We start from the raw sequence: 13,493 nt of genomic DNA on the forward strand, positions 1-13,493 counted from the left end.
GCTCAGTCGTGCTGCTGCAGGGGCAGGGCAGAGATGATCGGGTGGTCCAGGCCGGTGTTGCCCAGCTTCGCGGCACCACCTGGCGAACCGAGTTCGTCGAAGAACTCGACGTTGGCCTTGTAGTACTCAGACCACTCTTCGGGAGTGTCGTCTTCGTAGAAGATCGCCTCGACCGGGCAGACCGGCTCGCAGGCACCGCAATCGACGCATTCGTCAGGGTGAATGTAGAGGCTGCGCTCACCTTCGTAGATGCAGTCGACCGGACATTCGTCGACGCAGGCCTTGTCTTTCAGATCGACACAAGGCTGGGCAATGATGTACGTCACGAGTACGACTCCTATTAAGACTCAACGAGATTGCACGTATACAGCCTAAGACTACGCCTTCCGACTGCGCAGGGTTCCATCGGGTCGACGTGATCCTGCTTTCACATTCGTGTCCTCCGTCACGCCTGCAGCGACTGCGGCAGGCCCTGGATTAGGCTGGAGGCTCCAGTACTTCAAGGCATTTCGGCGGAAGGCGACAAGTGGACGATCTGCAGCCCGGCAAGAGAGTGGTCGTGCGGTATTCGCTCGAACACGGTGACACGCACTCGACCTCGGATGCCCTCGGCGTCGTCAACAGCGCAGACGAGACATCGGTGGAGATCGGGACCAAACGCGGGCCGATCCGCATACCCCGAGAGCAGATCATGCTCGTTCACGAAGTTCCGCCGGCACCGACGAAATCGGGTCGCACCCATGAGATCGTCTCTGCCGTCGACCTGCGCAGGATCTCCGCTGCGGCGTGGCTGCCTCAGGACATCTCCTGGCTGCACATGGAGAATCTGCGCAATGAGAGCGCCGAAACCGATGCCGACATCGGATTGCTGCAGAAGGGTTGGCTGCTGCGCAGCTCTGAATCGGTGACCAGGCGTGCCAACAGCTGCCTTCCCGTCACTGACACCGGAATGGACTGGGAGCAGAGCCTCGATGCTGTCGAGGCCTGGTACTCAGCACGCCAGAAGCCAAGCTGCATCCAGATCTATTCGAGCGAGGATTCCAACTCGCTTGCCCCGGCCTGCGAAGGTCTGGCACCACTTCTCTCTGCCCGGGGATACTCTCCCTCTGAGCCGGTGTTTCTGCTGGCCGGTTCCACCGCCGAGGCGGCAGCTGGGGCCGCGCATCCCGGTGACGCGGCCGCACCCGGGCTGTCGATCGACGTCAGCGAGGAACCGAGCCCCATGCACTATGCGGCGTGGGCCAGTGAACGCGACCCAGGTTCGCAGGAGGCCTTCCGTGGGCTCATCGAAGCCTCCGATCCCTGCCAGTTCATCACGGCCTATGCCGACCATCCGGATGGCAGCCGGTCCATGGTGGCCGGCGCCCGAATCGTAGAGCGCAGCAAATGGGGTGTGCTGACGAACCTCGTCACCCGTCCGGATCTGCGTCGGCGAGGGGCAGGCCGGTCCGTGGCCAGTGCCGCTGCCGCACTGTTGTCGCAGCGAGGAGTCCGCTCTTACCTCATTGACGTGGAGGCCGGCAATGAGGCCTCGTTGAACCTCTTCACATCACTCGGTGCCACAGTCCGACACCGGTCCTGGTACGCCAGCCGCGGATGACGCAGATCAGTCCTTGCACTCAACCTTGTTCACCGGCCGGTAGACGGTGACGAATGAGTCCTTCGAGGTCTTGCCCGACTCGATGTCCTTCATCGTCCGCGTGATCTTGATCGACCAGCCCTGCTTCGGAGTCTGCGGTGTGCACTCGGGACCCGAATCGGTCACGGAGCCGGGCGAACTGTAGTTGTAGCGGTCGGAGGAGTCTGAACCGACCTGGAGCTTCTTATCGCCGAATACCTTCGCGTGGACCTCACCGCCGGACAGGTACATGTCGAGAACGACCGGCTGCTTCGATGTGTTCGTGAACTTCATGTCGATGGTCGACCAGTCCAGTGTGGCTTCCCGGCCTTCCGGATAACGGGAGATGTAGCGCGAATGAGCCTGGTGTTCGTCGAGTTCGAAGCCGGCGTAGAAGGCCGCGTTGAACAGCGTCGTCGACACCTGGGATACTCCCCCGCCGAAGTCCTCCTTCATCTGGCCGTCCGAGATGACTCCAGCAGCCTTGTATCCGTTGGCAGCGGTGCGCTGCCCGATGGTTTCGTTGAGGGAGAACTGATCCCCCGGCTGAACGACGGTGCCGGAGACCTTCTTCGCCGCGACTTTGAGGTTGGTGTCGCGGTTGGGCTCCGAGGAATAGCCGGTCGAGAATTCTGACATCACATCGGAGACATCGGCCTTCTTCGCGTCCTGCGTGGTGAAGTCCGGCTTCACCGAGGCGAGCGTGACCGTAGGCGTGTCGGTCTCTCCCGTAATGGCGTCGGTGACGGCCGTGGTGAGTTCGTCTTTCTTGATGCCGATTCCCGTTTCGGACTCCACTACTTCAGGCTTGCCGTCCTTGATCGTGAAGCTGGCGTCCTTCGCTGGCTTGCCGACGTCCCTATTCGACGACAGGACACGCTTCTGCAGGTCCTCTTCGTCGAAGACCGGGGCGAGCTTCGAGTCTTTCGGTTCAAAGGTCAGGGTCTTCGCAATCGTTGTCGGACTGATCGTGAGATCGCCGGCATCGACACCTGAGTCGGCGTCCTTCGCAGGTTCCGCGCGTACAGTCAGATCCTTGCTCACTGCGCCTTCGGCGAAGCCCTCGGCGACGTCCTTCGCCTCGGCGGTAGTGATATCGGGTTCGACCTTGCTCGCTGTGACCGGCAGTGCATCGTCCGTGCGCAGCCACGAATCCTCGATGGCTGCACGCACCTGTTCTGCCTCGACGGTCTGACCGTTGGTGCCGTCTTTGATCTCCGGCTTGGCCTTGACGTAGCTGACCTCGGCGTCGACTGGTTCGACCTCGAGGGACTTCGTCACCTTGCCGGTGGCTTCTTCGAAGGATTCGTCGTCGATGCTGATGACAGGTTCGATTTCGTCATCGCCGAAGAGCCGGTCCCAGATGATGGTCGGGTCCAGTGTGAATCCCGTGGCCCGGCTGATGGTCTCTGGGATGTCGAACTTGACTCCGGCCTTCTCTGGGTCGAGTTCGGCGGTGGGCTTTCCCGCCTTCAGCTCGATCTTCGCTCCGGCCTTGTCACCCAGCTCCTCTCGCAGAGTCGCTTCGGCCGAGGTGGTGGACTGGCCTCCGATATCGATGCCTGCGACAGTCGTCCCAGGCGATAGGACTCGTCCGGTGAGGAACCCGATCACCAGGTAGATGGCCGCAAGTACCAGGATGATGAAGAGCGCGAGCAGCCACGGCTTGCGCTTGGGGGTCTCCGTCGTACCCTGCGGGCGACCGCCGGGGTTCGGTGAGGAGTGGGACAGGGTCTGAGTCGGCATAGTTCTCCCGATTCTAACGGGCTGCTTCGGGCCGCCGCACCTTGATGAACGCGAGGACAGCAGCGATGAGCATCGGACCGATCAGCCAGGCCGCTGAGCGCAGCATCCCGGTCACGATGATGTCCGCGCCAGGCAGCCACGTCGGCTGGCCGAGGACATAGGAGAGGATGACGATGACGAATGCGGCGATGAGCATCGGCGAGGAGCTCAGGTACATCGTTTTGAGGTGCCAGAGGCCGCAGGCCACCAGGAGAAGGGACAGGGCGAGCCCCCAGGGCAGGATGACCGGGGTGCCTGCCAGGTCGAACACACTCACGTTCAGGTGCTGCATGGCGCCGAGGAAGCCGATGAGTACGGCCAGCACTACCGCGTGGGCGTAGGCGAAGAAGCCCGGCTTCTTCGGCTCCCGACGTCGGCGACGCAGAGGAGCAGCGGCAGCGCCGGCACCTCCAGCCGCGGTTGCAGCTCCTGATGCCTGTGTCTCACAGGCATCGATGTCGAGGTCGGTGAGCACATGGGGTGCGGGACCCGAACGCAGCCGCAGGTCAGAGATGGGGGCTCCTGCGCCGATAGAGTAGTACTCGTGGTCGAGGATCTTCATGCCGATTCCGTTCGACAGGGCGAAGAAAGCCCCGGACACCGTCACCTGAGTGCGATGGGCAGCCAAGGCGCCACGTTTGGCGCCGATGACAGAGGAGATGTCCTGGGCGACGACGATCTCGCTCACAGGTGATTTCGTCGGGATCGTCAGAGCCGGTGCGAAACCAGTGTCGGCAAATCCCGGCTGGTTCGGGTCGAATGTCTCTCTCGCTGCTTCAGCCGGGACATCGACGAACAGGAGTCGCCCGGCCCTCCACACGGCTGTGTCGACGGCAGCGACGGTGGCCTCGTGGACGCGCACATGGTCGGGGTGACCATAGCCGCCGTTGGAAGCGTAGGTGATGACGGCATGCGGTCGGACTTCGTCGATGACGGCGGCGATGTAGCCAGCAACGGTCGTCACTTCGGCCGCGCAGAGAGCATTGGCCGGCATGGTTGAGGCGGCCACGGCATGACCATCGGCGCCCCACTCCATGCCGGAGTCTTCGAAGGTGTGGGCGCTGCCGCCCAGGAACAGGTGCTCGCGCACACCCAGGGCAGCCATCGCCTCGGCGATCTCTGATTCCCGCACGCGGGCCAGCCCTGCCCGATTTCCCTCAAGACCTTTGAGGTCGGCGGGGATCACCTCGCCGTCCTCGCCTCGTGTGGCGCTCAGGACCGTGACCTGCGCCCCCTCGCCGACCAATGCGGCGATCGTTCCTCCGGTCGTGATCGTCTCATCGTCGGGATGAGCATGCACGAAGAGGATGCGGGGTACGACGGTCATGTGGTCCTGAGCGCTCGAGGTCATACTGTGCTGTTCGAACTCACGCGTTCTGTTTACGCATCTTGGCGTAGGTCTTCGCGCGTTCCTTCGGGTCGAGTTCCAGTTTGCGGATGCGCACTGTACCCGGCGTGACCTCGACGCATTCGTCCTCACGGGCGAATTCGAGGCTTTCCTCGAGTGTCAGCTTGCGGGGCGGAACGAGGTTTTCGAAGGAGTCCGCCGAGGCTGAACGCATGTTCGTCAGCTTCTTCTCCTTCGTGATGTTGACGTCCATGTCATCGGCACGAGAGTTCTCGCCGACGATCTGGCCGGTGTAGACCTCCGAGGTGGGCTGGACGAAGAAGCTGCCGCGTTCCTGCAGGTTGATCATCGCGTACGGAGTCACGGAGCCGGGGCGGTCGGCGACGAGGGATCCGTTGGTCCGGAACTCGATGTTGCCGGCCCATGGGCCGTACCCTGCCGAGAAGGAGTTCGCGATGCCGGTTCCACGGGTCTCGGTGAGGAACCGGGTGCGGAATCCGATGAGGCCACGTGCGGGGACGGTGAACTCCATCCGGACCCAGCCGGTGCCGTGGTTGGTCATGGTCGACATGACACCCTTGCGGCTGGCCAGGAGCTGAGTGACGGCACCGAGGTAGTCCTCAGGAACGTCGATCTGGAGCTCTTCGAAGGGCTCGTGGACCTTGCCGTCAACCTTCTTGGTGACGACCTGCGGCTTGCCGACAGTGAGTTCGAAGCCCTCACGACGCATCTGCTCGACGAGGATCGCCAGCGCGAGCTCGCCGCGTCCCTGGACTTCCCAGGCGTCGGGACGCTCGGTGGGAAGGACCTTGAGGGAGACGTTGCCGACGAGTTCCTGGTCAAGGCGGTCCTTGACCATGCGCGCGGTGACCTTCGTGCCCTTTTCGCGACCCGCCAGCGGCGAGGTGTTGATGCCGATGGTCATCGAGATCGCAGGATCGTCGATGATGATCGCAGGCAGGGGCTTCGGGTTGTTCAGGTCGGTGAGCGTGTCACCGATCATGATGTCGGGAATGCCCGCCACGGCGACGATGTCGCCGGCAGATGCCTCGGTGGCCGGAACCCGGTCGAGTCCCTGAGTCTCCAGGAGTTCGGTGATCTTGACCGAGCTGATGTCATCGCCACGCGCCCAGGCGACCTGCTGGCCCTTGCGCAGGGTGCCGCCGAAGATGCGCAGCAGAGCAAGACGGCCCAGGAACGGCGAAGCGTCGAGGTTGGTCACGTGCGCCTGAAGGATGTCGTCATCGTTGATCTCCGGAGCCGGAATGGTCTCGAGGATCGTCTTGAACAGCGGCTCGAGATCCGGATTGGCTGGAGCCTCTCCATCTGCGGGCTGTTCGAGGGAGGCTGCGCCGACCTTGGCTGCTGCGAAGACTGTGGGCACATCGAGGACCGAGTCGACATCGAGGTCGGGGACTTCATCGGCGAGGTCGGAGGCGAGACCGAGGAGCAGGTCCTGGGCCTCCTCGACGACTCCGTCGATGCGAGCATCGGCACGGTCTGTCTTGTTGATCAGGAGGATGACCGGCAGCTTAGCGGCCAGTGCCTTGCGCAGCACGAAGCGTGTCTGGGGCAGAGGGCCCTCGGAGGCGTCAACGAGGAGGACGACGCCGTCGACCATGGATAGGCCGCGCTCGACCTCTCCGCCGAAGTCAGCGTGACCCGGCGTGTCGATGACGTTGATGACGATGGGATCGTCACCGGCTGAGGGTCCGTTGTAGAGAACCGAGGTGTTCTTCGCGAGAATGGTGATGCCCTTCTCGCGTTCGAGGTCGCCGGAGTCCATGACGCGTTCAGCAAAATCACCGTGTTCGCTGAACACACCTGTCTGGCGGAGCATGGCGTCGACCAGAGTGGTCTTGCCGTGGTCGACGTGGGCGACGATTGCGACGTTGCGGCGGTTTTCCCGACGCGTGATGGCTTCAGTCATCAAGAACCTTATGAGCTAGAGAGATTGGTCCGGTGCGGACCCAACAGACCATTATACGGCCACTCGCTTACCGGAAATGACAGCTGGTGTTCAAAATCGAGCGCGGAGAATACGAGCGTGAATGCTTTCGGTGGTCACAGCGTCGAGTGAGAACGCGCCCGAAGGCGAATCTGACTTCTCCGCTGCGACCACCGAATCACTGCGTCATTCGCTGACCTGCCAAGGGATCAGGCGTTGGCCGTGGCCTCCAGGACGGCGTCCCTGGCTTCACGACGTTTGCGCTGTTCGCGTGGATCCGGGACCGGAACCGCGGACAGCAGCCGCTGGGTGTAGGGATGGACCGGGTTGGCGACGACCTGTGAGCTCTTCCCGATCTCCACGAGGTAACCGTGACGCATCACGGCGATACGCGAAGCGATGCGTTCGATGACAGCCAGGTCGTGGCTGATGAACAGGCACGCGAATCCGTACTCCTGCTGCAGCCCCTCGAACAGGTCGAGGACCTTCGCCTGCACCGAGACGTCGAGTGCCGAGGTCGGCTCATCGGCGATGAGCAGCTTCGGCCGCAGCGTCAGTGCTCGGGCGATGCCGATGCGCTGTCGCTGGCCGCCCGAGAGTTCGTGCGGATAGCGGTTGCGCATCGATGTGGGCAATTCAACCGCGGTGAGCAGCTCTTCGACGCTCTTGCTCAGCGCCGGCCCCTTCATTCCCTCGTGGAGGTACAGAGGTTCGCCGATGGACTCACCGACGGGCAGGCGTGGGTTGAGCGAGGAACCGGGATCCTGGAACACGATCCCGACTTCCTTGCGCAGAGGCCGCAGCTGCTTATTGCTTAGGCCCTTGATGCTCGTGCCGTTGATGACCATATCGCCTTCGACCGTGGGCAGAAGACCCAGTGCGGCACGCCCGATCGTCGTCTTGCCCGAACCGGATTCGCCGACCAGTCCCACGACCTCTCCCGGAGCGACCATCAGGTTGATGTGATGGGCGGCGCGGAATGCCTTCTTGCGACCGATCGCCGGATACTCGATAGCGGCATCGCGCAGCTGCAGTGCGGAGGGCTGAGAGAAGTCGGCCTGAGATCCTGGGTGGTAATAGGTCTCGGTCGAGCCCATCTCGATGTCATGGTCATGCTGGGGCTGACCGGCGGCCTCTGCGGCCTCCGACAAGCCCGAGACTCCGTCTGATCCGCCCTCGGTCACCATGGGGCTGAGAGTCGCCTTCGGTGGGTGAGCCCCGCCATCGTTGCTGCCCGCCGTGACGTCATCAGCGGTGCCGTGGGAGGCCTCCGTCTCATGCACGACCGCCGAGTCCTCGACGGTGGCGAGGTCGGCCCCGAAGGCCTCTCCCTCAATGGCTGTACCAAGGTGCGGCACAGCCTCGAGGAGCTGTCTCGTATACGGGTGCTGCGGATTGTAGAAGATCTCTTCCGCATTGCCTGATTCGACGACGCGCCCCGCCTTCATCACAATCATGCGGTCGGCCATATCGGCGACCACGCCCATGTCGTGAGTGATGAGGATGATGCCGGCGTCGAGCTTCGACTTCAGCTCTCGCATGAGCTTGAGGATCTCAGCCTGGACCGTGACGTCCAGTGCGGTGGTCGGTTCATCCGCGATGAGCAGCTTGGGCTGGCATGCCAGAGCCTGAGCGATCATGATGCGCTGGCGCTGTCCGCCCGAGAGCTGGTGCGGGAACGAGTGGAAACGCTCCTCCGGGTCCGGGATCTCGACGAGACGCATCAGTTCGAGTGCGCGCTCCTTGGCCTCAGTTGGGCCGACGTCCAGGTGCACACGCAGCGTCTCCACGATCTGGAAACCTGCCGTGTAGACCGGGTTGAGCGCCGTCATGGGCTCCTGGAAGATGACGGAGATCTCGTTTCCTCGGATCTGCTGCATCTTCTCCGGCGGCATGCCGATGAGTTCGGTGCCGCCCATCTTGGCCGAGCCGGTGGCCCGACCGTTGCTGGGCAGCAGGCCGAGCAGTGACATGCTCGACTGCGATTTGCCGGAGCCGGATTCTCCGACGATCGCGAGCACCTCACCAGCGTTGACCGTGTAGTTGAGTTCCTCAGCGGCCATCCACCATTCATCATTGACCCAGAATTTCACTCCCAGGTCTGTGACGTCGAGGACCGGTGATTTGGCTGTGTCTGTCTGTTCAGTCATCACTTCGCCTCCTCTTTCTGCGTCGTGTTCGCGACCTTCTTCTGGGTCATGCGCTCGGCCTTCTTCATCTTCCTCCAGCTGGGAATGGTCTTCATTCGCGGGTCGAACGCGTCGCGCAGACCGTCGCCGATGAAGTTCACGCACAGGGCGATGACGATGATGAACAGACCGGGCCACCAGAACAGCCACGGGCGTGTGGCGAAGGAGGTCTGGTATTCGCTGATCAGCTGGCCCAGGGAGATGCCGGGTGGACTGATGCCGAATCCGAGGTAGCTGAGTGCCGCTTCGAGCACGATCGCCTGACTCATCACCAGGGTCGTGTTGACGATGATGACACCCATGGCATTGGGCAGCATGTGCTTGAACATGATGCGGAAGTCGCTGGCTCCGGCCACACGCGCCGAATCGACGAATTCGCGTTCTCGCAGGGACATGAAGTCACCGCGAACAAGTCGTGCCAGACCGGTCCAGAGGATCGCACCGAGGGCCAGGCCCAGCAACGGCCCGTTCGCACCGCCGACCAGCTTGCCGAGGATCGAACCGATGACGATGACGGGCAGGATGATGAAGCCGTCCGTGATGCGCATCAGCACAGAATCGATCCAGCCACGGTAATAGCCGGCCAGCGCGCCGACGATCGTGCCGATGACAAGACAGACCAGACCGATGATGACCATGACGATGATGGAGATCTGCGTCCCCTTCATCACGCGGGCGAAGTTGTCACGACCGATGTCGTCCTGCCCGAAGGGGTGTTGGCCCAACGTGAAGAAGTTCGAGAACGACCAGGTAGGTGCACCTCCCGAATTGAGGATCTGTCCCGAGGAGGTGTGGTTGTAGATCCACCAACCTGGTATCGGACCAAAGCCGACCGATGAGAAGGCGAAGAGGGCGACGAAGGCGAAGACGCCGATGCTGATCATCGCGCCCTTGTGGCGGAGGAACTTCCGGAAGACGATCTTGCCCTGGGACAGACCTTCGGTTTCCTTGGCTTCGATCGCGTTGTCCCCGACATCGTCGGGCGCGAGAGCATTTTCGTTGTCGTTGTTGGTACTCATGCGTTCACTCGGATTCTGGGGTCGAGGACTGCGTAGAGGAAGTCCGCGACGAGGTTGGCGATGATGGCGAGCAGGCCCGTGATGAGGATGTAGGCCATGATCGGATCGAGTTCGGACTGTCTCATCGAATCGATGAAGAGTTTGCCCATGCCGTTCCAGCCGAAGATCGTCTCAGTGATCACGGCGCCGCCGATCATCGTGATGATGTCGACGGGAATGATCGATGCCAACGGCAGCAGAGCATTGCGCAGTGCATGACGCATGACGACAGTTCGTTCGTTGAGCCCCTTGGCTCGCGCTGTGCGGATGTAGTCCTGACCCATCACCTCGAGCATCGAACCGCGCGTGTAGCGGGTGTAAGAGGCAAAGGAGATGAGGATCAGAGCGATCGACGGCAGGAGGAGGTGGGTGAACGTGTCCAGGTTCGCTATCCAGAAGTCGCCCTCGAGGTTCGGCGTCGATGCGCCGATCGTCGCAATCGGTCGGTTATTGATTGCAGGCTGGTCGGAGTAGTCGCCCCAACCCTGCAGCACACGGTCGGCAAAGATGAGCACAGCGATGATGAGGCCGGTGAAGAAGGTGGTGCGCACGGTGTCCCAGGGATCGGGTCCGCGGAACGCCAGACCCACGCCGACGGCCACACCGATCGTCACGATCAGGAGTCCGAACATCCACAGCCAGTTCATCTCCTGGTAGTAGAAGAGGTATTGCAGCGGCATGTACAGCAAAGCCCCGATGACGGCCATCGCCAACGTCGCATAGAGCACTCGCTTGTTCTTCAGACCTGTCGACAGGAAGGTCATGACCACAGCAGCACCGAGGCCGATGACGACGACTCCGACGATGCCGATGCTCGGCTGCTGCAGCCAACCGCTGGCAAGGATGTAGTAGATCGTCACGAAGGTGATGACCGTGGCTGCGAGGAAGGTGATGAGCCTGCGTTTTCGGCCACCGCCCAGCGCTCCCATCCAGAACAGTCCCAGAGCAAGGCAGACGAGGATGATAGGCACCCAGCTGCTCAGCGTCGGATCGTTGATGAAGTTGTTGATCTCGATCGCACCGTACTGCTTGAGCAGAACCGCCACCCAGAACACAGGCAGGGAATAGAGGAGGAACGAGACGAAGGTGATGAAGTAGTCGAAGCCCGAGTACTGGCGGATCGCTGAGATCATTCCGACGGCGATGCCGAGCACGATGGCCACGATCGTCGAGGCGGTGATCAGCTTGACCGTGTTGGCGATTGCGCCCTGAAGTTGAGAGGTGACCTCTTGGCCCGATTTCCAGGCGACACCGAAGTCACACTGCCCGACTACACAGCCGCCCACGCCGGCCAGCCACTTGAAGTAGCGCACGATCGCGGGGGTATCGAGGTCGAGAAGTCTGCGGCGGGACTCGTAGAGTGACGCAATGTTGGGAGAGGTGCTCGAACGCAGGTCCCAGAAGAAGTCGAGGGCGACGTTGAGCAGGAGGTAGAGGACGAAGGTCACGACCAGGAGCACGAGTGCTGTCGAGAGGAGTCGTCTGAGGATGAATCTTGTCATTGGGTGGTGTCCGTTTCAATCTTCCGAAAACGCCGATGTGGGGACCACAGAGTGATCCCCACAGCAGCTTGGGGGTGAAGGAGAACCGACCGCGTCAGTCGCGGATCAGTTGGTCTCCCACTCCCAGTAGTTCCAGAACATGGTCGGCGACACAGATGTCGACGAGACATTCTTAACCTTGTCACGGTAGATCGTCAGCTCAGGGAACTGGAAGATCGGTGCACCGAAGGCATCTTCGCTCAGCTGGCTTTCCAGATCCGTGAGCAACTTCTCCTGCTCGTCTTCCTTGGATATGAGCAGCTTGTCGAGGATCTTGTCCGTCTTCTTGCTCGAGTAGCCACCGTAGTTGTTCTGAGCACCGGTGCGGAAGTTCGCATCGTTCTCAGTCACGCCTGTGCCCTCAGACTGCCAGCCGAACAGCGAAACATCGTAGGTGCCATCGCCGAGGCGGGTGCCCCAGTTGACGTCTCCGACATCCTCGATCTTGAATCCGGCCTTCTCCGCAGATTCCTTGATGAGCTGGAACTCCTGCTGACGACGCGAGTTCGTGTTGTCGTACATGATGCGCACCTTGGGCGCATCTGCACCGGCTTCCTTGAGGAGCTTCTTCGCAGCTTCAACGTCGACATCGGTGGCCTCGGCAACACCGTTCTCCTTGGTGATCGCGTCATACATCGGCGAGCCGGGTACCTGTGAGTATGAGTCACGGGTGACGGCCTTGTCGTTGAGCGGCTTGATGATCTTCTCGACGATGTCCTCGCGGGGAACGGTCTTGAGGAATGCTTGGCGAACCTTCTTCGCCTTCTCCTCGTCACCGCCGTTGGCTTCAGGGTCAAACGGACCCTTGTTGTCGAACGTGAAGTCGACGTGCTCGTAGGTTGCGCCGTCGGCCGCGTCGACGGTGACACCGTCAAGGCCTTCAGCAGCGGAGAGAACGTCGGCTGTGGCCTGCGGCTGGGTCATGTCGACCTCACCGTTCTCGATCGCCTGGATCATGGCCATCGGGTCGCCGTTGTAGCGAACCGTGACGGTGTCGACCTTTGGCTTGATCGGTCCCGTGTACTTGTCATCGAGTTCGAGAGTGACGTACTGACCCTCTTTGAAGTCGGTCATCTTGTACGGGCCGGTGTGGACAAGGAGATCCTTGTCTTTGGGCATCGAGGTGAAGTCGAAGCCGGTGTTCCAGGTGTTCGAGATCTTGGACAGCTTTTTGGTGTCTTTGTCCTTGAGCGCATCGAGGATCGCCTGCTTGCCTTCAGCCGGATCGTCAATTCCGAGAGCCTTCTTAGCCACAATGTGGGCAGGAACGCCTACGCCGTCAGCGCCCGCTCCAAGCTCGGTTTCCCAGTCGGCGAAGGGCTTGGAGTAGCTGAAGGTGACTTCCTTGCCATCATCGGAAACCTCGGGGAAGTCCTTGATCAGGGCTGAACCCGCGGTTGCCGCATCAAAGTAGACCGTCTTCGCGTCGTTCTCCTTGACCGACCCGTCGTCAGCGTTGTTCTGTTCGACGGTGTTGAAGTTCGCGGACTGCCCGGCCCAGGTCAGAGCCAAGTCGGCCGCGTCCACCGGGGTGCCATCGGACCATTTGGCGTCATCATTGAAGGTGTATTTGACCTTCAAAGGATCTTCGGAAACCTGTTCGATACTGCCGAGAGAACCATCCTGGAGCTCAAGCTTGTCGTCATAGTGCTTGAAGTTGTCATTCATCATGTAGGTGAGAATGGCGTTCGAGACGGCATTGCCGTTGGCCGTCAATGTGTTCATCGACCGGAAGGATTCGTTCCATCCGATGTTGATGCTTGATTTCTCTGACGACTTCTCATCGTCTCCGCCGCCGGGGGGTGTGCACGCAGTGAGCACCATTGCTGCTGCGGCAACTGAGGCTCCGGCCGCGAGGAAGCGCTTTTTCACGTTCTCTCCTTGTTGTCATGAGGCTGTTTCGCCCCTGTAGCCACGCCCACAATCCGGGGCGTGATGCGCTCGATCACTCCCTGGTCGGGAGTGTGACCGCGTTCATGTTTTTCACATGGAATGCCTCAAAGTTA

The 13,493-nt window shown here is 61.5% G+C and carries 9 protein-coding genes; 1 reads left to right on the forward strand and 8 read right to left on the reverse strand.

From position 1 onward, the window contains the following. Nucleotides 1-2: 2 nt before the first annotated feature. Nucleotides 3-326: a ferredoxin gene (gene fdxA, locus JTF07_RS08360; RefSeq protein WP_143921374.1), complete on the reverse strand. Its 324-nt coding sequence runs from the start codon at nt 324-326 to the stop codon at nt 3-5. A gap of 200 nt (nt 327-526) precedes the next feature. Between fdxA and JTF07_RS08365 the strand changes: the two genes are divergently transcribed. After that, complete coding sequence (locus JTF07_RS08365; RefSeq protein WP_204233811.1) at nt 527-1,600, forward strand: GNAT family N-acetyltransferase; 1,074 nt, start codon at nt 527-529, stop codon at nt 1,598-1,600. 6 nt (nt 1,601-1,606) lie between these two features. Here JTF07_RS08365 and JTF07_RS08370 read toward each other — a convergent pair whose 3' ends face one another. From JTF07_RS08370 to JTF07_RS08400, 7 genes are all read right to left on the reverse strand, one after another. Then, nucleotides 1,607-3,364, reverse strand: a complete 1,758-nt coding sequence (locus JTF07_RS08370) for a VanW family protein (protein ID WP_204233812.1) — start codon at nt 3,362-3,364, stop codon at nt 1,607-1,609. Nucleotides 3,365-3,377: 13 nt separating this feature from the next. Further along, nucleotides 3,378-4,730, reverse strand: coding sequence for a PIG-L family deacetylase (locus JTF07_RS08375; RefSeq protein WP_204233813.1), 1,353 nt, complete (start codon nt 4,728-4,730; stop codon nt 3,378-3,380). Between the two features lie 40 nt (nt 4,731-4,770). After that, nucleotides 4,771-6,681: a translational GTPase TypA gene (gene typA / locus JTF07_RS08380; RefSeq protein WP_143921370.1), complete on the reverse strand. Its 1,911-nt coding sequence runs from the start codon at nt 6,679-6,681 to the stop codon at nt 4,771-4,773. A 227-nt stretch (nt 6,682-6,908) separates the two neighbouring features. After that, nucleotides 6,909-8,849, reverse strand: coding sequence for an ABC transporter ATP-binding protein (locus JTF07_RS08385; RefSeq protein ID WP_204233814.1), 1,941 nt, complete (start codon nt 8,847-8,849; stop codon nt 6,909-6,911). After that, complete coding sequence (locus JTF07_RS08390) at nt 8,849-9,907, reverse strand: ABC transporter permease (RefSeq protein WP_009881696.1); 1,059 nt, start codon at nt 9,905-9,907, stop codon at nt 8,849-8,851. The genes JTF07_RS08385 and JTF07_RS08390 overlap by 1 nt, the downstream gene beginning before the upstream one ends. Further along, on the reverse strand, nt 9,904-11,448 hold the full coding sequence (locus JTF07_RS08395) for an ABC transporter permease (protein ID WP_204233815.1): 1,545 nt from the start codon (nt 11,446-11,448) through the stop codon (nt 9,904-9,906). Before JTF07_RS08395 ends, JTF07_RS08390 begins: the two co-directional genes overlap by 4 nt. Before the next feature lie 105 nt (nt 11,449-11,553). Continuing rightward, entirely contained in the window at nt 11,554-13,359 is a 1,806-nt protein-coding gene (locus tag JTF07_RS08400) for an ABC transporter family substrate-binding protein (RefSeq protein ID WP_204233816.1), read from the reverse strand. Nucleotides 13,360-13,493: the final 134 nt, after the last annotated feature.

It is taken from the genome of Brevibacterium sp. RIT 803 (assembly GCF_016892625.1).
GTDB lineage: Bacteria > Actinomycetota > Actinomycetes > Actinomycetales > Brevibacteriaceae > Brevibacterium.